We start from the raw sequence: 22,397 nt of genomic DNA, 5'->3' as shown, positions 1-22,397 counted from the left end.
AAATAATTTTAATATAAGTTCAACATAAATAAATCTGATGCAATACCATCAGATAAAAATTTACCTTTTTTAGTTGTTTTTAATGTTTCGTTTTCAAGATACAATAATTCTTCTTGAATATATTTTTTTGCCTGATTTTCTAGATATTCTAAATATTTAATACCATAATCATTCTTTATTTTATTTAAAGAAACACCCCAAATTGTGCGTAAACCTGTCATAACATATTCATTATATTGATCTCTTTTTGTAAGTGTTTCTCTTTCTATTGGCAATTTATTTTCTTGTATTGCTTTTATATATTTTGCATTATTTCTTACATTCCAACTTCGTTGTTTACCATCAAAAGAATGGGCAGAAGGGCCAATACCTAAATACGATTTTCCTTTCCAATAAGAAGAATTGTTTTTACTAAAAAAACCTTCTTTTCCAAAATTAGAAGTTTCATAATGTATAAAATTAGCATTCTCTAATTCTTCTATTAAAATATGAAATTGCTCTTGCGCTTTATCATCATCTACATTTTTAATGATGCCTTTTTGAATAAAATTTGCTAAAGCAGTTTTAGGTTCAACTGTAAGTGCATAACTAGAAATATGAGGCACACCAAAATCTAAAGCTGTTTTAATATTTGCTCTCCATTGTTCATTGCTACAATCTGGAATTCCGTAAATTAAATCTAAAGAAATGTTTTTAAAATATTGTGTCGCTATTTCTAAACATTTTTTTGCTTCTGTTGCATTATGAGCTCTATTCATCAATTTTAAATCGTACTCAAAAAAAGATTGGATACCAATACTTAATCTATTAATAGCAGATTTCGAGAGCGTTATAATTTTTTCTTCTGACAAATCATCAGGATTTGCCTCTAAAGTTATTTCTGGATTATCAACTACTTTATGATTATTATAAACAGCTTCTATAATGCCATTTATTTCAGATAAAGATAAAATGCTTGGTGTACCACCTCCAAAATAAATAGTTTCTATAGTTTCATTATCTAACTCATTTTTACGGAGTTCGATTTCTTTTATAATACAAGAAATTAATTCATCTTTCTTTTTTAAAGAAGTAGAAAAATGAAAATCGCAATAGAAACAAGCTTGTTTACAAAATGGTATGTGAATGTAAATACCACTCACTTTTTTACTCTTTTTTCATTCTGTTTAACAAAACTAGCCCAACCAGTATAACTTTTACCACCCACAACTTTACCAGAATTGTAAAAATGACAAACAGCAGCAGCTAAACCATCTGTTGCATCTAAATTTTTAGGTAATGTTTTTAAATTTAAAAGCGATTTTAACATTAAAGCCACTTGTTCTTTACTAGCATTTCCATTACCAGTTATCGCCATTTTTATTTTTTTAGGTAAGTATTCTGTAATAGGAATTTGGCGCGATAAACCTGCAGCCATAGCAACACCTTGTGCTCTACCTAACTTTAACATAGATTGTACATTCTTACCAAAAAATGGTGCTTCTATAGCAATTTCGTCTGGGTTATAAGTATCTATAAGCTCAATTGTTCTTTCGAAAATGAGTTTTAGTTTTAGATAATGATCATCATATTTTTTTAGTTGTAGTTCATTCATTTGAATAAACTCCATTTTTTTACCTACAATTTTTATGAGTCCAAAACCCATAATTGTTGTTCCAGGATCTATACCTAATATGATTTTTTCTACACCCAAAGATTAGTTTAAAAAAGAGATTTTAAAAGTGTTTCTGCATTAAACCATAAATATAAAGCTATTGCTAATAACAGAACTAAGAACAGACCTTTTTTAGATTTTGTTCTTTTTCGTTTACCAAATTTTCTTTCAAATTTCATTTATATATTTTTTATGGCTCTTAACATTTCTCTTTTTCCTGGAGGACCAGGTAATCTTTCTACTGTAAAACCTACAGATTGTAAAGCTCTTCTAACACTTCCTTTAGCTGAATAAGTTACTAAAATTCCTTTTGATTTTAAAGCTTTAAACATAATTTCAAAAATAGCCTCTGTCCATAATTCTGGCTGAACTCTAGCACCAAAAGCATCAAAATAAACAATATCAAATTGCTCTAAATCTTTTATATCTTTAAAAAACTGCTTTCTTTTAGTTAGTGAAAAGTACTCTTTAATTTGGTGTTTTTCTTCCAAACTACTATCATGTATTTTATCAAAAATGTCTTGAAAATGATTGGCATTTAACTCATCAACATAATTTAATTTTTTAATTTCTTCAGCTAAAACAGGATAAGCTTCTACACCTACGTAATTAACAGTTAAACTATGTTTTATAGTTTCTAAAAATGTAATAAATGCATTTAACCCAGTGCCAAAACCAATTTCTAGTATTGAAATTTGATGACTATTAATGTAAAAGTCAGAATTGATAAAATATGCTAATCCATGTTTAATAAAAACATGATTTGCTTCTTGAATTGCACCATGTTTAGAATGATATTGCTCATTCCATTCTGGTAAATGTATGGTTGTAGAACCATCTGAAGTAATTAATATTTCTCTTTTCAAGATGCTTTTTGGTCATAATTAAAAACTCCTAGCCTAAAATTTAAAAAAAGCCTAGGAGTTTTTTTATCTAATTATTCAACTTTCATTAAAACACCATGTGCTTCAAAAGCGTATTCTTTTTTAGGTTCAGTAATTTTAGCAATTTCTTCTGCACTTTTACCAGCATCTTCTGCATAATGCTTTAATTCATCTACAGGTGTTTCTTTTACAAAGGCAATACCTTCAACTATTACTTCTCTATCTTTAGAATCTAATGGCATAAAAAAACCATAGTCCTTAAAACGAACCATTGTTTCTGTTTCTTCTCCTAAAGGAAGTTTCATCCAACATCCTTTTTTAGAACAAACTTCGTTTATTTTTGAAGCAAATTTAACTTGAATTGTATCACCAACATTCATGTTATTAAATTTAGCCAACATTTCTTCAGATGTTAATGCATTTTCTTCTGAAATTTTTTCTCCAAAAGCCTTTAAATTAAGATTTACTTCTTCTTTGACAACCTCAGTTTCTTTCTTTGTTTCAGCATCTTTACATCCAAATAATACTACTAAAGATAAAACTACAATTTGAACTATTTTTTTCATTTCATAAATATTTAACGAATTCATTACAAATGTAGTAAAATTAACAGTTAAATAGGCTTATTTCTTAAGTTTTGAATAAATAAATTATGTACATTTGTAGCACTTAAAGAGTACTAAAAATGACAACAAGTATAGAAATAAAAAGAGTAGAAAAATCTAATATCTCATCTGTAGATTTCGATAATCTTCCTTTTGGAAGTGTATACTCAGATCACATGTTAACTTGTGATTTTGTTAATGGTAAATGGCAATCACCAAAAATTGAACCTTTTGCACCTATTTCTTTAATGCCTTCTGCTAAAATATTTCATTATGGGCAGTCTATTTTTGAAGGAATGAAAGCCTACAAAGACAAAGATGAAAACATTATGTTATTTAGACCTGAAGAGAACTGGAAACGCTTAAACAAATCTGCTAAAAGATTAGTTATTCCTGAAATTCCAGAAGATATTTTTATGGATGGCTTAAAAGCTTTATTAGAATTAGATAGTGATTGGATACCTACTAACGAAGGTAGTTCTTTATACATTAGACCATTTATGTTTGCAACTGGTAATGGTTTTCATGCTTCTCCTGCAGATGCCTATAAATTTGTTGTTTGTACTGCACCTTCTGGAGCTTATTTTGGTGGTAAAGTAAAAGTTTTAATAGAAGAAAATTATGCAAGAGCTGCTAATGGTGGTGTTGGTTTTGCTAAAGCTGGTGGTAATTATGCTGCACAGTTTTACCCTACTCAATTAGCAATAGAAAAAGGATATAACCAAGTTATTTGGACAGACGATAATACTCATGAATATATTGAAGAAGCTGGTGCTATGAATATTTTTGTGAGAATAAATGATACTTTACTAACTAGCCCAACAAGTGACAGAATCTTAGATGGTGTTACTCGTAAAAGTATTTTACAAATTGCTGAAGACAATGGAATTAAAACAGAAGTACGTAAAATTTCTGTTACAGAAGTTGTAGAAGCTGCAAAAAACGGAAACTTAAAAGAAATGTTTGGAGCAGGAACAGCTGCTGTTATTTCTCCTATTGCAGGTTTTGGTTATAAAGAAGATGATTTTGATTTACCAGTTTTAGAAAATCCATATGCATCTCAATTAAAAAAATTAATTACTGATATTCAAACAAATAAAACAGAAGACCCTTATGGTTGGAGAGTTATGATATAATTTTGAATAATATATAACATAAAAAAACTCACTAATTACTTAGTGAGTTTTTTTATGTTATCTTCTTTTTTTAGAACTTCTTTTTACTTTATTTTTTCTTCTGTTAAAAGGTATTGCATCATCAAATGTATGTTTAACAGGTTTTAAATCTTTTTTCTTTCGCCAAGTTGTGTCACTATTAGGCAATAATCTATTCACTAAATCAGAGCGTCCAACTTTTGTGAGTTTATCTTTAATCCACTTTCTATTTTCTTTTTTGTACCAAAAGAAAAATTTGTGTTGATCAAGTTTTTCTTGACGTGTTTTAGGTGTTCTTACTTCTTTTAAAGTGTAAGGATGATAACCTGAATAGTAAATAACTGTAGCCACTGTCATAGGTGTAGGTGTAAAACCTTGCACTTGTTCTAACTGAAAGCCCATGTCTTTAGTTTCTGCAGCTAGATTTGCCATATCTTCTAATTCGCTTGCAGGATGACTTGATATAAAATAAGGAATCAACTGTAAGTTCAGTTTCTTTTTTAAGTTGATTTTATCAAAACGTTCTTTAAACTTATGAAAATAAGTAAACGAAGGTTTACGCATTAATTTTAAAACAGGATCAGAAGTATGCTCTGGAGCCACTTTTAAACGACCTGAAACATGTTTGGTCATTACTTCTTCTGTATAAGCATCTAACTCTTTAGCATCAGCATTTTTATTAAACTCTGGCACTAACATATCATGCCTTATCCCACTTCCAATAAAAGATTTTTTTACTTTTGGATGCTTATCAACTGCTTGATATAACTCTGTAAGTGGTTTATGAGAAGTATCTAGGTTTGAACAAATTACGGGTGATATACAAGAAGGCGCAACACACTTGTCACAAATTTCTTGAACCTTCCCTTTCATTTGATACATATTTGCAGAAGGACCACCAATATCAGATAAATAGCCTTTAAAATCTGGCATATTTGCAACTTTATCTACTTCTTTTAAAATAGACTCTTGACTTCTACTTGCAATAAATTTTCCTTGATGTGCAGAAATCGTACAAAAGCTACAACCACCAAAACATCCTCTATGGATATTAATGGAGAATTTAATCATTTCAAAAGCAGGTATAGGACCTCTTTTGTCATATTTTGGATGAGGAAGTCTAGTATATGGTAAATCAAAAGAACCATCAATTTCTGCTTCTGTCATTGTTGGAAAAGGAGGATTTATTACCAAAGTCTTGTCTCCTACTTTTTGGAAAATTCTTCTTGCTTTTAATTTATTAGACTCTTGCTCTATAACTTTAAAATTAGAGGCAAACGTTTTTTTATCTGCTAAACAAGCTTCATGAGAGTTAATTTCTACATCTTCCCAATTCTTTACTACAGGAATTTTCTCTTCTTTTTCATTGATTAAAACTGCAGTTTGTTTAATATTTTTTAAAGAAGAAAAAGGCACTCCTTTTTGTAATAGTTCTACGATTTCACGTAAAGGCTGTTCACCCATTCCATACACCAACATATCTGCTTTAGAGGTTTCTAAAATAGTTGGCAATAGTTTATCTGACCAATAATCATAATGAGTAACACGCCTTAAAGAAGCTTCTATACCACCAATTAAAACAGGTACATCTGGAAATTTTTCTTTTAATATTTTTGAGTAAACAGATGTTGCATAATCTGGTCTAAACCCTTTATCTCCATTTGGAGTATAGGCATCTTTATCTCTTCTTTTTTTGCTTGCTGTATAATTAGAAACCATTGGATCCATACAACCACCTGTAGCTGCGAAAAATAATCTTGGTTTTCCTAATTTTTCGAAATCCTGCAAATTATCATTTACACTGGGTTGAGGCACAATTGCTACTCGCAAACCATAACTTTCTAAAATACGACCAATAACAGCAGGTCCAAAAGAAGGATGATCTACATAAGCATCTCCACTAAATAAAATAACATCTAACTCTTCCCAACCACGTATTTTTACTTCACGTTTAGTAGTTGGTAACCAATCTGTTAATTGATGTTTTTTTGTTTCTTGCATATTTTGCAAAAATACATCATTTTAAAATGAGAAGTAAAACTATTTAACAACTAAATGAGGAATTTCTTCTAAATCCCAATCAATTACCAAACCTTTTGCTAAACTTTTTGCAATATCAACTCCATACAAGTATTCTGTTAAATACAAAGCTGCTTCAAATGATTTTGCACCTCCAGCAGAAGTAATGTACTTATCATCATGCACAAATAAAACATCTTTTCTAATGTCTAAATCTGGAAAACTAACTCTCATTTTGTCAATATCTGAAGGAAAAGTAGTAGCAACTTTACCTTCTAATAATCCAGCTTTCGCTAATACAAAAGCACCATCACAATGACTAGTCATAAAAGTCGCTTCTTTATCTACTTTTTGCACAAAACGTATCATAACTTCGTCTTCTAAATCTGTATCTAAATGATGTTCAGCAGAGGGTATCACTAAAATATCAATTTTAGGCAAAACATCTTTTGTATAATTAAAATCAGGAGTTATTTTCATCCCTTCAAAAGTAGTTATGGACTTATCTGTATTTGCAACAGTAAATACATTCATTGCTTTTATATTTTCTCTAAAAATAGTATGCTGAAAAATATCAAAAGGTGCAGTTAATTCTGTATTATAGGTTCCATCCATAATTAAAAAAGCAACATTAAATCTACCTGAAACTATGTTTTTATACTTATCAACTTTTTGGGTAAGTATTTCATGTTTAATTTCTGTTTTTTTTGATTGACAGCCTAAAATTAAAATCAACACTATTAGAAAAGCATTTTTCATAAATCTATTATTAAAGACATAAAAATATCAAAATCATTTTAACAATCTTAATCGATAAGTCTTTTTAATATTTTGTAATTTTATGGAAACTACCAAAACTTAATTATGAGAAAAATTTTCTTTATCCTATTTGTAAGCTTATTTGCTTTAACTTCTTGTAAAAAAACAAATGAAACAAAAGATACTTATGTTATTGATAATTATACAAAACAAGAGGTAGACATTGATATGCGAGATGGAATAAAATTACACACTACCATTTATTCACCAAAAGACACTTCTAAAGAATACCCAATACTAATGCAAAGAACACCTTATAGTTCTAGACCTTATGGAAAAGAAATGAGAACTAAAATTGGGCCTAATGTGCATTTAATGAAAGAAGGAAATATTATTGTTTATCAAGATGTTAGAGGTAGATGGATGAGTGAGGGTGTTTATGACAATATGCGTGCGTACATACCAAATAAAAAAGAAAATGAAAGTGATGAAGTTTCTGATACTTATGATACCATTGATTGGCTAGTAAAAAATGTTGAGAATAATAATGGTAAAGTAGGTACTTGGGGTATTTCTTATCCTGGACATTATGCTACAGTTTCTACTATTGATGCTCACCCAGCTTTAAAAGCAGCTTCTCCACAAGCTTGTATAGGTGATTTTTTCTTTGATGATTTTCATCATAATGGAGCTTTTTTATTAAGTTATTTTAGAGCAATTTCATTATTTGGAACTTATAAAGATACTCCAACAGATTCTGCATGGTACTCTTTTCCAGAAATGAAAACACAAGATCAATACCAATTTTTCTTAGACAAAGGTCCTTTAAAAAACCTGAATGAATTTTTTCAATATGATAAATTAGATGTCAATGCAACAACATCTAAAGAAAAAATTGATGATTTTTTCTGGAAAGAAATCGTAGAACATCCTAATTACGACTCAGTTTGGAAAAGCAAAGGTATTATACAACATATGGATAAAGTTCCTAGCTCTGTAGCTACTATGATTGTTGGTGGTTGGTTTGATGCAGAAGATTTATATGGTCCTTTAGAAACTTATAAAGGCATAGAAAAACATGGCAAAGACAATTATAACACCTTAGTTTTTGGACCTTGGGATCATGGAAAATGGGCAAGTTCTGGTGTAAAAAATTATGTTGGTAATTACTATTTTGGAGATTCTATATCATTGAATTATCAAACACAAATAGAAACCAAATTTTTTAATCATTTCTTAAAAGGTGAAGGAGATAAAAATTCAGGTTTACCTGAAGCTTATGTTTTTGATTCTGGAAAACTAGAATGGAAATCGTATGATGCTTGGCCTCCTAAAAATGTGGTTAAAGAAGATTGGTTTTTATCTGAAAATCAGAAATTAACTCAAGACGTAACAACATCATCAAAAATTAATTTTATAAGTGATGTAAAACGTCCTGTGCCTTATTCAGAAGATATAAAAACCGTTTTTACGCCAAGAAAATACATGACAGATGATCAACGTTTTGCAGCTAGAAGACCAGATGTTTTGGTTTTTGAAACTGATGTTTTGACTGAAGATTATACACTCGCAGGTGATATTTTAGCAAAATTAAAAGTAGCAACTACTGGAACAGCTGCAGATTGGATTGTAAAAGTGATAGATGTACATCCTGCTGATGCAGAAGAAAATAATGAAGGTTTACAAGACCACTTAAAAATGAGTAACTATCATTTAATGGTAAGAAGCGAAGTTTTAAGAGGACGATTTAGAAATAGTTTTGAGAAACCTGAACCTTTTGTACCTAATAAAAAAACAGATGTAAATATTAAATTACAAGATGTTTTCCACACATTTAAAAAAGGGCATAAACTTCAAATTCAAGTTCAAAGTACTTGGTTTCCATTGATAGATTTAAATCCTCAAACTTATGTAGACAATATTTATAAAGCAGATGAAAAAGACTTTAAAACACAGACTCATACTGTGTTTACAGATTCTAAAATCGAATTTTCAGTTTTAAAATAAATGACAAAAATCATATTTTTTTGCATCTTTTCTTTTGTATTTTCGTCTTATTCTCAAGACGTTAAAAAACACAAATGGGAAAACAGGGTACTTTTGGTATTTACTCATATAAAAAATGATGAAATTTTTAATAAACAAATCAGTAATTTATTAAAAGAAAAAAAAGGGTTAACAGAAAGAAAACTCATTATTTATCAATTTGTAAAAGATCAATACTCTATAAATTTTGATTCAAAGTGGCTTTTATCTTCTTTAAAAAAGAGTAAATACAAAACAGAATCAGAAAACTTTAAAGTAGTTTTAATTGGTTTAGATGGAGGTATAAAATTAGAACAAACCTCATTATTATCAACTAAAAAACTATTTACAATAATTGATGGTATGCCAATGAGAAGAAATGAAATAAGAAATAAATGAAAAGAATGAACCAAGATATTATAATTATTGGAGCTGGTTTATCTGGTATTGGAGCAGCATGTCACTTAGAACGTAAAAATAAAAACAAGAGTTATATTATTTTAGAAGCAAGAGAAGAAATTGGTGGTACTTGGAGTTTATTTAAGTACCCAGGCATTCGTTCAGACTCAGATATGTACACTTTTGGATATTCTTTTAAAACTTGGGATGATGACAAATCTTTTGCAGATGCTCCATCAATTTTAAGGTATTTACATCAAGCTACAGAAGAATATAATGTTAAGGACAAAATTAAATTCAATCAAAAAGTAGTTAGTTATAATTTTGATGAAGAAAATAATTTATGGACACTAAAAACTATAAATCCTAAAACAAAAGAAGAATTAGAATACACCTCTCAATTTATTTTTAACGCAAGTGGTTATTATAATTACGACCATGGTTATACTCCAGAATTTAAAGGTTTAGAAGATTTTAAAGGAACTTTTTTACATCCACAAAAATGGGACACTTCTTTAGATTATAAAAATAAAAAAGTTGTTGTTATTGGAAGTGGAGCTACGGCAGTTACAATAGTACCTAAAATAGCAGAAGATGTAGATACTGTAACCATGTTACAAAGAACACCAACTTATATAGCTGCATTGCCTAATAAAGATAAAATCGCAAAATTTATTAAACGAATTTTACCAAGTAAAATTGCACACACCATAGTTAGAGCAAAAAATATTTTAGCTGATATGATTTTCTATAATCTTTGTAGAAAATACCCAAATATGATGAAGAAATTCATTTTAAAAGGAATTAAAAAAGAATTAGGAAATGATTTTCCTATAGCACCTCACTTTTCGCCAAACTATAGACCTTGGGATCAACGTTTTTGTTTAGTACCAGATGGAGATTTTTTTAAAGCCATAAAAAAAGGTAAAGCAAATGTAGTTACAGACACCATAGATACTTTTGTTGAGAATGGTATAAAACTATCTTCTGGCAAAATTTTAGAGGCAGATATTATTATTAGTGCTACAGGATTAAAATTATTACCTTTTGGTGGTGCAAAAATTTCTTTAAACAACAAACCCTTTAATATAACCAAACAATTTATTTACAAAGGCTTAATGCTAAGTGAGTTACCTAACTTTTTTGTTTTTGCTGGTTATACAAATGCCTCTTGGACATTAAAAAGTGATTTAACAAGTGAATATATTTCTAGAGTATTAAAGTTTATGGAGAAGAACAAACTGAAATCTATAAAAGCAAAAGTTATTGAAGAAAATCTAGGTGAATTACCACTTATAAATTTAGATTCAGGTTATATACACAGAGCAAAAGATATTTTACCAAAACAAGGAGACAGGTTTCCTTGGAGATTATACCAAAACTATATTTTGGATTATAAAGTTTTAAGAATAAATTCAGTTAGAGATAAGCGCATCGAGTTTAGATAATTCTCATTTATAACATGTTTGGACCAAGAATTCCATTAGAAGAAGACGATTTTTATTTAAATGACCAAGGCTTTAAAGTTTTTACAGAAAAGTACCATTTAAAAAGAGGCTATTGTTGTAAAAGCGGCTGTAAACATTGTCCTTATGGTTATGATAAAAAAACAGATTCATTTAAATAAAAATAGTATGATAAAAAGGTTTTTAGTTTTACTTATTGCTATTCAATTTTCAAATTGTGCACAGCAACAAAAAGTAGTTAATACTTTACCTAAAGATAATATATTAACAGAAGAACTTATAAGTAAAGGCATACACCAAGCACTAGTTAATGGTATAAAAAAACAAATTCCAAAATTAATTTGTGAAGATGGATTTTATAGAAATAAAATAGTTAAAATCTCATTAGATAAAGAATTAAAAGATGTAGATAAACGTTTACGTGAAATTGGTTTAAATAATTTAGCAGATGAAGGTGTTAAGGTTTTAAATAGAGCTGCAGAAGATGCTGTAAAAAATGCAACTCCAATTATTGTAAATACTATTAAAGAAATATCTTTTAATGATCCCAAAAATATTCTTTTAGGAGAAAATAATGAAGCTACAAAATACCTAAAGAATAAAACTCAAAAACAACTTCATAAGAGTTTTAAACCTATTGTAAAAAATTCAATTTCTAAAGTTAAGGCAGATATTATTTGGAGCAAATTAATTACAAGATATAATGCTATCCCTTTTGTTAAACAGGTAAATCCAGATTTAACTAGTTATGTAACTAACAAAGCATTAGAAGGAATTTATACTATGATAGAAATTGAAGAAAAAGAAGTTCGTACAAAAATATGTCATAGAAATTCTATTTTATTAAGACAGGTTTTTGCTTTACAAGATAAAAAGAGTTTTTTAAAATAAAATCGATACATTAAGTGTTCTAAGTATTGCTAACACTTAAAATACTGTATTTCAGTATATTTTTATTTTCGTATTATTTTTTTAATTATATTTACTTACCATTTTTTTAAAAATAATAACCAAATGTAATTATGTATTATCGATCTCAATTTAAAATATATAAAAACCATCTGAGAAAAAGATATGCAGATTTAATAGAAAAATCTAATAATTACAGATATGAAGACGAAAGTAAAAGTGATATGGCTGCATTTAAAGCCATGAAAATACTTGAAAAAATAAATCAAGTAAAATATTTAGACAGAGAAGTTACTGTTTAATATTTCTTCCATTTGTTTCTGCAGCTCTTCTGCTTTTTCAGCAGCTTTTTTAGCATAGTTTTTATCTTTTGAAGCGTAAATAATTCCTCTTGAAGAATTTATTAATAAGCCTACATTTTTAGACAAACCATATTTACAAACTTCTTGTAAATTTCCACCTTGTGCTCCTACACCAGGAACTAATAAAAAAGAATTTGGTATAATTTTTCTAATATCCTCAAAATACTTAGCTTTTGTTGCACCAACAACATACATTAACTGATTCGCATTTTGCCATGCTTTAGAAGTTTCTAAAACCGTTTTATAAAGTTCTAAATTTTCAACTTTTTTAGTTTGAAAATCAAATGCACCTTCATTTGAAGTTAAAGCTAGCATAATAGTATGTTTATCTTTAAAAGCTAAAAAAGGCTCTACAGAATCTTTACCCATATAAGGTGCAACTGTTACAGAATCAAAAGCTAAATCTTCAAAAAAAGCTTTAGCATACATAGTAGATGTATTACCAATATCACCTCTTTTAGCATCTGCTATTGTAAATATCTCTGGATGATTTTCATTTAGATAATTAATTGTTTTTTCTAAAGATTTCCATCCTTTTATGCCATAAGCTTCGTAAAAAGCTGTATTTGGTTTATATGCTACGCATAAATGATGAGTAGCATCTATAATGGCTTTATTAAATTCGAAAATAGGGTCTTCTTCTTGCAATAGATGCTTAGGTATTTTTTGGAGATCAACATCCAACCCAATACATAAAAAACTTTTTTTTAGATTTATTTGTGATACTAATTCTTGCGTTGTCATTACTTTTACTTCGAGTTACACAAAAGTACTACTTTTAACTTTTAAGCATTGTAAGATATTAGATTTTTAATAGACAGTTTTTTTATGAAAAAAATATTCCTCCTTTCAATCATTCTATTTATAAGTTGTAATACAAACAACCCAAAAGAATTTTCAGAAGAAGCATTACAAGATATGGTACTTACTGTTACTAATGAAAAAATGACTTTTAGAGAGGTTTTATATCAAAATAAAGGTAAAACTATTTTAATTGATGTCTGGGCTTCTTGGTGTAAAGATTGTATAGTTAGTTTACCAGATTTAGAAGAAGTGCAGAAAAATTTTCCAGAGGTTAATTACGTTTTTTTATCTGTTGATAGAGGCAATACAGCATGGAAAAGAGCTATTGAAAAATACAACTTAAAAGGACAGCATTATAATTTCCCAAAAGGACAAAAAAATGGAGCTTTTGTAGATTTTATAAATTTATGGTGGATACCTAGATATATGGTTATCAACAAAAAAGGAGAAATCACCTTATTTAAAGCTACGAAAATAACAGATAAAAAAATAGTTGAAGCCTTAAAAAAAGGGTAGAAAAATCGTTGTAGTAAGATTTTTAATTAGGTAATTAAACTTAATTTTCTATTTATTAATTTTACATAACTAAAAAAATCTAATCATGAGAAAAAAAATAGTAGCTGGTAACTGGAAGATGAATAATAATGAAACTGAATCTATTCAGCTTATTCAAGGCATAAATGAACAAATTACTGGTGAATCTCTAGATAATACAAGAGTTATTGTTGCACCTTCTTTTGTAAACTTATCTGCGTCTTTAAAAGCTTCAGAAAACACACCTATAGAAGTAGTTGCACAAAATATGCATGAAGCAAAAAGTGGAGCTTATACAGGTGAAGTATCTGCAGATATGTTAAAAGGTTTAGGTATTAAAACTGTTATTATTGGTCATTCAGAAAGAAGATCATTATTTAATGAAACAGATGAAATTCTTGCAGAAAAATTAAAAGCTGCTATAAATAATGGTTTGGAAGCCATTTTTTGTTTTGGAGAGAAATTAGAAGAAAGAAAATTAGACAACCATTTATTAGAAGTTGGTAGCCAATTAAGAAATTCATTATTTCAATTAAAAGCTGAAGATTTTAAAAATATCATTTTAGCTTATGAACCAGTTTGGGCAATTGGAACAGGTGAAACAGCATCTCCAGAGCAAGCTCAAGAAATGCATGCTTTTGTTAGAAATGTTTTAGAAAAAAGATATGGCAAAGAGGTTTCTGAAAATACTTCTATTTTATATGGAGGTAGTGTAAAACCTAATAATGCTGAAGAAATCTTTTCTAAAAAAGACGTTGATGGTGGTTTAATTGGTGGTGCATCTTTAAAAGCAGAAGATTTTTCTGCAATTATAAAAGCAATCTAATATGCCAAAAACTTGGCAAGAAAAATTTAACTCATCAAAACTGCCTATTGTAAAAACAATAGACAAAAGATTTGCAGATTTAACAGAAGGCACAAAAATGTTTATTGCATCTCCTAAACTAATAGATGTTTATATAAATGAAATTCCAGAAGGTGTATCTGTTGATTTGAAAACGATGAGATTAGATTTAGCTATAGAACATCAAGCAGATAATTCTTGCCCAGTAACAACAGGTATATTTTTACGCATTGTATCTGAAGTTGCTTTTGAAAAATATCAAAAAACTAACAACTTAAACTCAATTACTCCTTTTTGGAGAGTTGTTGATACAAAAATGCCTATAGCAAAAAAATTAAGTTGTGGAATTGATTTTATTAATAATCAAAGAAAAAAAGAAGGATTATCTTAATGGATAAGATTTATATAGAATATCAATTTAAAATTAACCCAAAAGAACCTGCAACAGAGATCTTAATTGCTGAATTGGGTAACTTAAACTTCGAAAGTTTTGTAGAAACTGAAGAAGGATTAACAGCATACATACAAAAAGAAGACTGGCATACTAATATATTAGACGAAGTTTTTATTCTTCAATCTAAAGAATTTAATATTGTTGCTGAGTATAGTGAAATTGCTCAAACTAACTGGAATGCAGAATGGGAAAAAAATTTTAATCCCATTATAGTTGATGATTTAGTAAGTATTAGAGCCCCTTTTCATAACAATCCAAATGTAAAATACGATATTGTTATAGAACCAAAAATGAGTTTTGGTACAGGTCATCATGAAACTACACATATGATGGTTCAGCATCTTTTACAATTAAAATTAGAAAATAAAAAAGTATTAGATATTGGTTGTGGTACTGGTATTTTAGCAATTTTTGCTGAAATGAAAGGTGCTAAACCTATAGATGCTATTGATATTGACAATTGGTGTTATCTTAATTCAATAGAAAATGCAGAAAGAAATAATTGCAATTCTATTTCTGTTTATGAAGGAGATGCATCTCTTTTAAATAACAAGAATTATGATGTAATCATAGCTAATATCAACAGAAATATATTACTTATCGATATAAAAATTTATGCTAATTGTTTATCAAGTGGAGGAATTCTTTTGTTAAGTGGTTTTTATAAAGAAGATTTTAGGATTATAAATAAAGAAGCTGAAAATCAAAACCTTAAACTTAATGGTGAGCTTACTAAAAATAATTGGATGTCTTTAAAATTTGTAAAACAATAAAAAATATTCTTTATTTTTGTAGTATGAGTACAAAAGAGAAAATACAAGAAGATTTAGATATTCTTGAACAAGAAACACATCAGCATGAAATTGTTTTACATAATGATGATGTAAATACTTTTGATTTTGTAATCGAATCTTTAATTAATGTTTGCGACCACACATTAGAGCAAGCAGAACAGTGTACTATTTTAGTTCATTATAAAGGAAAGTGTACTGTAAAATCTGGCGAATATAAAGATTTAGAACCAAGATGTTCTAAACTTTTACAATTAGGTTTGTCAGCAGAATTAGTTTAATCTTTATGGAAAATATTTTAAAGTACTACCAGTTTTCTGCATTTAAAAAAGACGAATCTGGTATTTTTAGTGGAAATGAAATTTCTTATTCCATTTTAAACGACACACACTTTTTAATTTTTGAAAAAGAAAAAGAAGTATTTAACTTATATGTTACTAGATATACTTCTAAAAAAGATATAGGTATTAATAAACCTGAAATTATTGAAACTCTAGTTAATAATTACGATAAGAGTAAGCCAGAACACAGAATTATTTTAAAACAATATTTTCAATAATATTTAATTTAAAGATTTTTTATCTTCAAAATTTATATCCTCAGGTTTTATAAAATCTTTAATCATACCATATACTAAAGTATCTTTATTATCATTTATATCTCGCCACTTAATAGACTTAATATATATTAGTTTGCCATCTTTATCAGTGGTTTCTTCTATAGTTTCTAACTCTTTTCCTGATATAGATACTGACATATCATTTTCTTGATACTTTTGCCCATAACTAGGCCCAAAATTTTCAAAATTATTTTTACCTATTTGCTCATACTTATCGTAATTAAAAAGATGTCCAATTCTATTTACATATTCTGGATTTACATATTTCATGATAAATTCATCACCCTGTTTTATTTTTTGCCAAACAGGTTGAGGAAAGTTTTCATAATTTCGATTAAAAATAACCATGTTTCTTGTTAAGCTTTCATTTCTTTCTTTAAGAGTAGCAAAATCAATTTTTACTTTTTGATTTTCTGTTCTTAAAAAATATGTAGAAACAGTTAAAAACAACAAAGACACATAAGTAATAACCTTATGTTTTTTTTCTAAGTTTGAAACTATAAACAAAAAATTTCTAGATCTTTTTTTTATATCTCTCATTATATCTAGAATTATTTATTTATAGGTATAATTTCTTTTACCATACCATATACCATAGTATCTTTATTATCTTTTATATCTCTCCATTTAACTACTTTTAAATCTAGACTTTTACCAGATTTGTCTTTAAATCTCTCTATACTTTCTAGTTTACTACCTAATACTGAAACAGCAACATCATTCTCATAATAAATTTGCGCTATACTTTTTGGGAATAATTGAAAATTATTTTTCCCCATAATTTCAAATTCATCATAATTAAAATCATGTCCAAATAGTTTTACATATTTAGGGTTAACATATTGAATAATAAATTGGTTTCCTCTTTTAACTTTTTGCCAAACAGGAAGTGGAAAATTTTCGTAATTACTATTAAAAATAAGCATGTTCTTTTTTAAACTAATATTTTTTTCTTTAAGACTTGCAAATCCAATTTTTAATTGTTCATTATCAGATCTAAGAAAATATGTTGATATTGATAATAGTAATAAAGAAGCATAAGTAATAACTTTATGTTTTTTTTCTAAAATAGAAAGTTTAACCAATAAGTTTCTACCAAAATTATTCATAGCTGTATAATTTTAGGTTACAAATTGTTAAATTAAAATCTAAACTAGAAATTAATACAACAAATAGACATCTTCTAAAGTTAGAATAAATTGAAGTATTAGTAAGTTTTCTGTCCATAGTTTGGGGGAATTGGAATTCAAAACACTAAATTGATTGAAAATCAACTTAACCAAAAATAAAAATTAAATATAACTATAACAAACATTTGTGTCACATAGTTAAAATAAGGCATTAAATAGAAAAAAAATAAGATATAAATCAAAAAAAACTCATCTAAAAATATAGATGAGTTTTTGTGACCGCGACAGGATTCAAACCTGTAACCTTCTGAGCCGTAATCAGATGCGCTATTCAGTTGCGCCACGCGGCCTTAAAGCGGGTGCAAATATAACTTCATTTTTTTTAAAATGGAAATCTGATTAACATTTTATGCTCTAATTTTTAACTCATAAGCTTTTATAATTTTTAAGGCTTTGTCTAAATCTGATGAATGCACGTGTACTTCAACTGAATTATCTGGAGACCCAAACCCCGCTAACCTAGAAGATTCAACCCTATCTTTAACTAAATAGGTAATAGATTCCTCATCTAGTATTTTTGTAAGTCCTTTTACAATGATACTATTATCTGTAAATAATTTTGAATATTCCATAATTTTAATCTAATGATTGTTTTGTTACGTAAGCTCTAAATGCAATTATAGCCAATTGCATTTTAGATGCTTTAGTAATGTCTAGTTTTTGTTTAGTGAAAGATGGCAAAATAACTTTATTCACTTTAGCCAAAACTTTAAAAAAACCTTTTTTCATTTATTTTGATTTATAATCAAATTTAATGAAAATATTCTTTTTCTTTTTTCTATATCAATTATCCCATAAATAATAAAATTTAAAATAAAATCATGTATAGAATTCCTGTAATAAATTTCATGATTTTTAAGGCTATAATAAGCATAGTTAATAGTTTTAAAAGTTAATATTTTGTTTGTTAATAATAAATTGTTTCAGCAATATTTAAGAATATTTTTATTCCACCAAATTTTATAAATCAAAATAATTATATTGATTTAACTATTATAACTAAAATAATAATAATAATAATTATAATATTTAACTAATACTACTTATTATAGATTTATAATTATAACTATATATACTACTTATTATTTAATTATGAAATAAAGTAAAGGCAAGAAATACGCTATTTTTTAAAAACAAAGGAAAAATGATTTTTGAAAAGACAATTTATTAGCTTTTCATCTTTTTTGGACTTTTAAAAAATCTTAAAACTGTATCTTTACACTAAATTTTTTTTATGAATTTTTTATTAATTTTTGGTGGTTTAATATTATTAATCTTAGGAGGTAATTGGCTATTAAAATCAGCTGTTGCTTTATCTTTAAAATTAGAAATTCCAAAAATTATTATTGGTATGACAGTGGTTTCTTTAGCAACTTCTGCACCAGAACTTATTGTAAGTATAAATGCTGCATTAAATAACTCTTCTGATTTAGCTTTAGGAAATGTAATAGGGTCTAATGTTGCAAATTTGGGTTTTGTTCTTGGAGTTACACTGCTTTTTGGTAAAATTGAAGTACAACATGGATTTTACAAAGTAGACTGGCCAATAATGATTATAGCATCATCATTACTCTTTTTCTTTTTAAAAAGTGGTAAAGTAATCACCCAAATAGAAGGTATTATATTATTTACTTTTTTGGTTTTATTTTTAATATATCTTTTAAAGTTTCAGAAAAAAGCAGTGATAGACGAAATGCCTGAAGACGATGAATTACTTCCTAGTATTAAAATTTTTACATATTTAGTTGTTGGTGGTTTAGGTTTATGGGGAGGTTCTGAGCTTTTAATAAAGGGTGCTACATACTTAGCATTAGATTTTGGAGTAACAGAAAGAGTTATAGCAGTAACAGTAGTATCTGTAGGTACAAGCATCCCTGAATTAGCAGCCTCGTTAATAGCCATTATTAAGAAAGAAAAAGCAATTTCTTTGGGAAATTTAGTGGGTTCTAATATCTTTAATATATTAGCTGTTTTAGGGATAACTTCAATTATTACTCCTATACCAGTTGTAGATGAAAGACTATTATCTAATGATATTTTTTGGATGTTAGGGATTTCATTTTTAATTCTTCCATTGGTTTTTATTCCAAAAGGACTTAGACTTAACTGGAAAGATGGTATTATCTTATTAACTTGTTACGGTTTTTTTATTTACCAAACGCTGTAAAACTTCATTACTAGCGCTTTTTTCTTTCTTAAGCATTAATAAAAGTATAAAGAGTACTATTACACCAAGCATTGCAAAAATGGCCATTAAACTCCATGTAAATGCATATCCATATTCATCAATAAGTAACATACCAACATTATGACAAAAGATATTTGCCAAAGAAAATGATATAGCATACATAGCCATATATTGTCCTTGATTTCCTTTTTTACCACGTTCAATTGCAAAAGCATTAGAAAAAGGAAATGCAACCATTTCACCAATAGTCATTAACAACATACCTACAACCAGTATACCAACCCAAGAGGTTGTATTTATAGCAATAAAACTAAATGATAATAACAGCAACCCAATTAACACCAGCTTTATTTTAGACTTCTTTTTGTTTTCTAACCAATTGATTAATGGCATTTCAAAAACAAAAATAAAAAAGCCATTAAATCCCATTAATAATCCAATCTCAAATTCAGACAAAAAACGAGCGTCTTTGTAATATAAAGGCATTGTAGAAAAGTATTGCATAAATGTAAAACCAAAAATAAACATGGCTACAAAAAAGACCCAAAATAATTTGTCTTTATAAACTGAAATAGGCTTCTCTACTTTTACCTCATCTAAAGTCTTAGCTTTTTTAGGATGTAATACTTGAACTAAAAGAATTGCTGCTAATACACAAGTAATACCATCAACCCAAAATAGAGATTGATAACCAATACCTGTAATAATTAAGCCTCCAATTGCAGGACCAGCTGAAAAACCTAAGTTAATAGCTAAACGAATTAAAGTTACTGAACGCGTTTTGTTTTCTGGTTTACTGTAAGCACTTAATGCCACAAACATAGCAGGTCTAAAAGTATCTGCAGCCAACATAACCAGCAAAATACCAAAACAGAAACCGTAAAAAGAAGTTATATATTGTAAAGAGAAAAATAAGACTCCTGTTAAAAAAAGGCTTACAAACATTACTTTATAATAACCTATAACATCTGTTAATTTACCTCCTAACCAAGTTCCAATTAAAGATCCAACACCCCAGAAAGACATAACAATACCAACTTCAGGCATTGAAAAACCTAAACTTTTATTTAAATAAAGTGATAGAAAAGGAATCACCATAGTTCCTGCTCTATTTATTAAAGTGATTAAAGATAACCACCAAACTTCTCTAGAGAGACCTTTAAAAGTGTTTATGTAATTATTAAATAGTTTTTTCATAATTTGGTTGATACCACAAAAATAAAAAGTCCAACTTTATTGTTGGACTTTTTTATATTGTTAGATTTTATATAGATATTATCAAAACACATTTACAGACCAACATTTGTGTTTAATACACAAAATTTGAGATGTATAAAAGGTGTTTATTTTCATGATTATGTAATTGACGAGATAAAACTAAAGAAAATAATTGAAAGTTGTATTTTTGATTTTAAATCTTTTATATGAAAAACGTTTTATCATTTTTATTCATATTCTTATTAATTTCATGTAATTCTAATGGTAAAAGGCCATTATTAGGAGAAACTGAATATCAACAAAAATTAAATGCAAGTTATAAAGATGCTACAACCTCGCCTTTAAAAAAGAAAGATTTAAAGAATTTTAATGGATTAGATTTTTTTGCTGTTGATTCTAATTTTATAGTAACTGCAAACTTAACAAGGATAGAAAATGCACCAGTTTTTGAGATGGCAACTACAACAGATAGAAAACCTCTTTACAAAGAATATGGTTTATTATCATTTAATATAAATGGTCAAGATTTAGAATTAACTATTTACCAAAGTCAAGATGACTTAAGAGATGAAAAATACAAAGACTATCTGTTTTTACCCTTTACAGATAACACCTCTGGAAATGAATCTTATGGTGGAGGGCGTTATATGGATGTTATGATAACTGATATTAAAGATGATAACACAATTGAATTGAATTTTAACAATACTTACAATCCTTATTGTGCTTATAATGATGATTATTCTTGCCCATTAACTCCAAGAAAAAATCACTTAGATATTGAAATAAAAGCAGGAATTAAAGCGTTTAAAAAGAATTAAGGATTTAAAGAAATACTACCTTTTAAATCTAATTCTATTGCTTTTTCTAATGATTTTAAATGAACTTCTCTAACTTTTAATTTGGTTTCAGCATGTGCTTTTTTATTTACTTGAGCAAACATGTTAGCTATCTTAATTGCGGTTGGTAAGAGTAAATCTTGTGGCACAATAGTATCTAAAAATCCAGCTTTAACCGCATTTTTTGGATCAAATATTTCAGCATTATTTACACTTCTATTTAGGTAAACTTCAGATAAGCGAGATTTTGCTATGGCTATACCTGCATAATGCATTGTCATACCAATTAATACTTCATTTAATCCTATTTTAAAATCACCTTCTGTACCAATTCTATAGTCTGTAGATAAAAGCAAAAAGGCTCCTTTAGCAATTGCATGACCATTACATGCTGCAATAATTGGCATAGGAAAAGATAACATTCGTAAAGACAAATTAGAGCCTTTAGTAACTAATTCTAATGCAGATTTAGGAGACTCTTTCATTACTTTTAAATCAAAACCACCAGAAAATATACCTGGAGTTCCTGTTAAAATTACTACCTTTTGTTCTTCTTCAGCTTTATCTAAACATTTATTTAATTCTGAAATAACTTGATGAGATATTGCATTAGCCTTACCATTATTTATGGTAATTATTGCATAATTTTCTTCTGATTGATAAGTAACTACATTGTTCAT

General features: G+C 27.8%; 29 protein-coding genes and 1 tRNA gene. 15 read left to right on the top strand and 15 right to left on the bottom strand.

Features of this window, described 5'->3' with window-relative positions; all coding sequences use genetic code 11:
* Positions 1-8: 8 nt before the first annotated feature.
* The 5 genes from hemW to ACFOWD_RS05910 all read right to left on the bottom strand — a co-directional run bounded on the left by hemW (position 9) and on the right by ACFOWD_RS05910 (position 3,104).
* The gene (gene hemW / locus ACFOWD_RS05930) at positions 9-1,142 is read right to left on the bottom strand and encodes a radical SAM family heme chaperone HemW (RefSeq protein ID WP_377408909.1); all 1,134 of its coding nucleotides are present in this window, start codon (positions 1,140-1,142) and stop codon (positions 9-11) included.
* Complete coding sequence (ruvC, locus tag ACFOWD_RS05925; RefSeq protein WP_298991838.1) at positions 1,139-1,693, bottom strand: crossover junction endodeoxyribonuclease RuvC; 555 nt, start codon at positions 1,691-1,693, stop codon at positions 1,139-1,141. The genes hemW and ruvC overlap by 4 nt, the downstream gene beginning before the upstream one ends.
* Positions 1,694-1,701: 8 nt before the next feature.
* Complete coding sequence (locus ACFOWD_RS05920) at positions 1,702-1,833, bottom strand: hypothetical protein (protein WP_298991836.1); 132 nt, start codon at positions 1,831-1,833, stop codon at positions 1,702-1,704.
* On the bottom strand, positions 1,834-2,520 hold the full coding sequence (mnmD, locus tag ACFOWD_RS05915; RefSeq protein ID WP_377408906.1) for a tRNA (5-methylaminomethyl-2-thiouridine)(34)-methyltransferase MnmD: 687 nt from the start codon (positions 2,518-2,520) through the stop codon (positions 1,834-1,836).
* A gap of 71 nt (positions 2,521-2,591) precedes the next feature.
* On the bottom strand, positions 2,592-3,104 hold the full coding sequence (locus ACFOWD_RS05910; RefSeq protein ID WP_377408905.1) for a DUF4920 domain-containing protein: 513 nt from the start codon (positions 3,102-3,104) through the stop codon (positions 2,592-2,594).
* A 119-nt stretch (positions 3,105-3,223) separates the two neighbouring features.
* Here ACFOWD_RS05910 and ACFOWD_RS05905 point away from each other — a divergent pair, with 119 nt between their 5' ends.
* The gene (locus ACFOWD_RS05905; protein ID WP_377408903.1) at positions 3,224-4,279 is read left to right on the top strand and encodes a branched-chain amino acid aminotransferase; all 1,056 of its coding nucleotides are present in this window, start codon (positions 3,224-3,226) and stop codon (positions 4,277-4,279) included.
* 57 nt (positions 4,280-4,336) lie between these two features.
* Here the strand turns inward: ACFOWD_RS05905 and ACFOWD_RS05900 are convergent, their stop codons facing one another.
* Positions 4,337-6,298: a YgiQ family radical SAM protein gene (locus tag ACFOWD_RS05900; protein WP_377408901.1), complete on the bottom strand. Its 1,962-nt coding sequence runs from the start codon at positions 6,296-6,298 to the stop codon at positions 4,337-4,339.
* Positions 6,299-6,337: 39 nt separating this feature from the next.
* Entirely contained in the window at positions 6,338-7,075 is a 738-nt protein-coding gene (locus ACFOWD_RS05895) for a DJ-1/PfpI family protein (RefSeq protein WP_377408899.1), read from the bottom strand.
* A 105-nt stretch (positions 7,076-7,180) separates the two neighbouring features.
* Between ACFOWD_RS05895 and ACFOWD_RS05890 the strand changes: the two genes are divergently transcribed.
* From ACFOWD_RS05890 to ACFOWD_RS05865, 6 genes are all read left to right on the top strand, one after another.
* Entirely contained in the window at positions 7,181-9,082 is a 1,902-nt protein-coding gene (locus ACFOWD_RS05890) for a CocE/NonD family hydrolase (protein WP_377408896.1), read from the top strand.
* Complete coding sequence (locus tag ACFOWD_RS05885) at positions 9,083-9,499, top strand: DUF4174 domain-containing protein (protein WP_377408894.1); 417 nt, start codon at positions 9,083-9,085, stop codon at positions 9,497-9,499.
* The gene (locus ACFOWD_RS05880) at positions 9,496-10,947 is read left to right on the top strand and encodes a flavin-containing monooxygenase (protein WP_377408892.1); all 1,452 of its coding nucleotides are present in this window, start codon (positions 9,496-9,498) and stop codon (positions 10,945-10,947) included. Before ACFOWD_RS05885 ends, ACFOWD_RS05880 begins: the two co-directional genes overlap by 4 nt.
* A gap of 14 nt (positions 10,948-10,961) precedes the next feature.
* Positions 10,962-11,126 carry a DUF5522 domain-containing protein gene (locus ACFOWD_RS05875; RefSeq protein ID WP_298991810.1) on the top strand — a complete coding sequence of 55 codons (165 nt, stop codon included), beginning with the start codon at positions 10,962-10,964 and terminating at the stop codon, positions 11,124-11,126.
* A gap of 7 nt (positions 11,127-11,133) precedes the next feature.
* Positions 11,134-11,856 (top strand): DUF4197 domain-containing protein, encoded by a 723-nt coding sequence (locus tag ACFOWD_RS05870; protein ID WP_377408890.1) that lies wholly within the window; start codon positions 11,134-11,136, stop codon positions 11,854-11,856.
* Positions 11,857-11,987: 131 nt separating this feature from the next.
* Positions 11,988-12,176: a Lacal_2735 family protein gene (locus tag ACFOWD_RS05865; protein WP_298991804.1), complete on the top strand. Its 189-nt coding sequence runs from the start codon at positions 11,988-11,990 to the stop codon at positions 12,174-12,176.
* Here the strand turns inward: ACFOWD_RS05865 and pyrF are convergent.
* Positions 12,153-12,980, bottom strand: a complete 828-nt coding sequence (gene pyrF, locus ACFOWD_RS05860) for an orotidine-5'-phosphate decarboxylase (protein ID WP_377408887.1) — start codon at positions 12,978-12,980, stop codon at positions 12,153-12,155. The two genes, ACFOWD_RS05865 and pyrF, sit on opposite strands and share 24 nt — an antisense overlap.
* A gap of 84 nt (positions 12,981-13,064) precedes the next feature.
* Between pyrF and ACFOWD_RS05855 the strand changes: the two genes are divergently transcribed.
* The 6 genes from ACFOWD_RS05855 to ACFOWD_RS05830 all read left to right on the top strand — a co-directional run bounded on the left by ACFOWD_RS05855 (position 13,065) and on the right by ACFOWD_RS05830 (position 16,222).
* On the top strand, positions 13,065-13,556 hold the full coding sequence (locus ACFOWD_RS05855) for a TlpA family protein disulfide reductase (RefSeq protein WP_377408885.1): 492 nt from the start codon (positions 13,065-13,067) through the stop codon (positions 13,554-13,556).
* A gap of 85 nt (positions 13,557-13,641) precedes the next feature.
* Positions 13,642-14,400 carry a triose-phosphate isomerase gene (tpiA, locus tag ACFOWD_RS05850; RefSeq protein ID WP_377408884.1) on the top strand — a complete coding sequence of 253 codons (759 nt, stop codon included), beginning with the start codon at positions 13,642-13,644 and terminating at the stop codon, positions 14,398-14,400.
* A 1-nt stretch (position 14,401) separates the two neighbouring features.
* On the top strand, positions 14,402-14,809 hold the full coding sequence (locus ACFOWD_RS05845) for a hypothetical protein (protein ID WP_377408882.1): 408 nt from the start codon (positions 14,402-14,404) through the stop codon (positions 14,807-14,809).
* Positions 14,809-15,645 (top strand): 50S ribosomal protein L11 methyltransferase, encoded by an 837-nt coding sequence (gene prmA / locus ACFOWD_RS05840; protein ID WP_377408880.1) that lies wholly within the window; start codon positions 14,809-14,811, stop codon positions 15,643-15,645. Before ACFOWD_RS05845 ends, prmA begins: the two co-directional genes overlap by 1 nt.
* Positions 15,646-15,668: 23 nt before the next feature.
* On the top strand, positions 15,669-15,944 hold the full coding sequence (locus ACFOWD_RS05835; protein WP_298991792.1) for an ATP-dependent Clp protease adaptor ClpS: 276 nt from the start codon (positions 15,669-15,671) through the stop codon (positions 15,942-15,944).
* Between the two features lie 5 nt (positions 15,945-15,949).
* Positions 15,950-16,222, top strand: a complete 273-nt coding sequence (locus ACFOWD_RS05830; RefSeq protein ID WP_377408878.1) for a hypothetical protein — start codon at positions 15,950-15,952, stop codon at positions 16,220-16,222.
* A gap of 3 nt (positions 16,223-16,225) precedes the next feature.
* Here ACFOWD_RS05830 and ACFOWD_RS05825 read toward each other — a convergent pair whose 3' ends face one another.
* The 5 genes from ACFOWD_RS05825 to ACFOWD_RS05805 all read right to left on the bottom strand — a co-directional run bounded on the left by ACFOWD_RS05825 (position 16,226) and on the right by ACFOWD_RS05805 (position 18,201).
* Entirely contained in the window at positions 16,226-16,822 is a 597-nt protein-coding gene (locus ACFOWD_RS05825) for a hypothetical protein (protein WP_377408876.1), read from the bottom strand.
* A gap of 11 nt (positions 16,823-16,833) precedes the next feature.
* Positions 16,834-17,391 (bottom strand): hypothetical protein, encoded by a 558-nt coding sequence (locus ACFOWD_RS05820; RefSeq protein WP_377408874.1) that lies wholly within the window; start codon positions 17,389-17,391, stop codon positions 16,834-16,836.
* A gap of 297 nt (positions 17,392-17,688) precedes the next feature.
* Positions 17,689-17,762, bottom strand: a tRNA-Arg gene (locus ACFOWD_RS05815).
* A gap of 57 nt (positions 17,763-17,819) precedes the next feature.
* Entirely contained in the window at positions 17,820-18,044 is a 225-nt protein-coding gene (locus tag ACFOWD_RS05810; protein WP_298991783.1) for a putative signal transducing protein, read from the bottom strand.
* Between the two features lie 4 nt (positions 18,045-18,048).
* The gene (locus tag ACFOWD_RS05805; protein ID WP_298991779.1) at positions 18,049-18,201 is read right to left on the bottom strand and encodes an SsrA-binding protein; all 153 of its coding nucleotides are present in this window, start codon (positions 18,199-18,201) and stop codon (positions 18,049-18,051) included.
* A gap of 505 nt (positions 18,202-18,706) precedes the next feature.
* On the opposite strand from ACFOWD_RS05805, the gene ACFOWD_RS05800 reads away from it, so the two are divergent.
* Positions 18,707-19,639 (top strand): calcium/sodium antiporter, encoded by a 933-nt coding sequence (locus ACFOWD_RS05800; RefSeq protein ID WP_377408872.1) that lies wholly within the window; start codon positions 18,707-18,709, stop codon positions 19,637-19,639.
* Here the strand turns inward: ACFOWD_RS05800 and ACFOWD_RS05795 are convergent.
* On the bottom strand, positions 19,601-20,857 hold the full coding sequence (locus tag ACFOWD_RS05795; RefSeq protein ID WP_377408870.1) for an MFS transporter: 1,257 nt from the start codon (positions 20,855-20,857) through the stop codon (positions 19,601-19,603). The two genes, ACFOWD_RS05800 and ACFOWD_RS05795, sit on opposite strands and share 39 nt — an antisense overlap.
* 227 nt (positions 20,858-21,084) lie before the next feature.
* Here ACFOWD_RS05795 and ACFOWD_RS05790 point away from each other — a divergent pair, with 227 nt between their 5' ends.
* Complete coding sequence (locus ACFOWD_RS05790) at positions 21,085-21,699, top strand: DUF1684 domain-containing protein (RefSeq protein ID WP_377408868.1); 615 nt, start codon at positions 21,085-21,087, stop codon at positions 21,697-21,699.
* Here ACFOWD_RS05790 and ACFOWD_RS05785 read toward each other — a convergent pair.
* A complete protein-coding gene (locus ACFOWD_RS05785; protein WP_377408866.1) occupies positions 21,696-22,397 on the bottom strand; it encodes a crotonase/enoyl-CoA hydratase family protein in 702 nt (233 codons plus the stop codon). The genes ACFOWD_RS05790 and ACFOWD_RS05785 overlap by 4 nt on opposite strands.

The organism is Polaribacter marinivivus, from assembly GCF_042651285.1.
Taxonomy (GTDB): Bacteria; Bacteroidota; Bacteroidia; order Flavobacteriales; family Flavobacteriaceae; genus Polaribacter; species Polaribacter marinivivus.
This window is presented reverse-complemented; position numbering and strand designations above follow the sequence as displayed.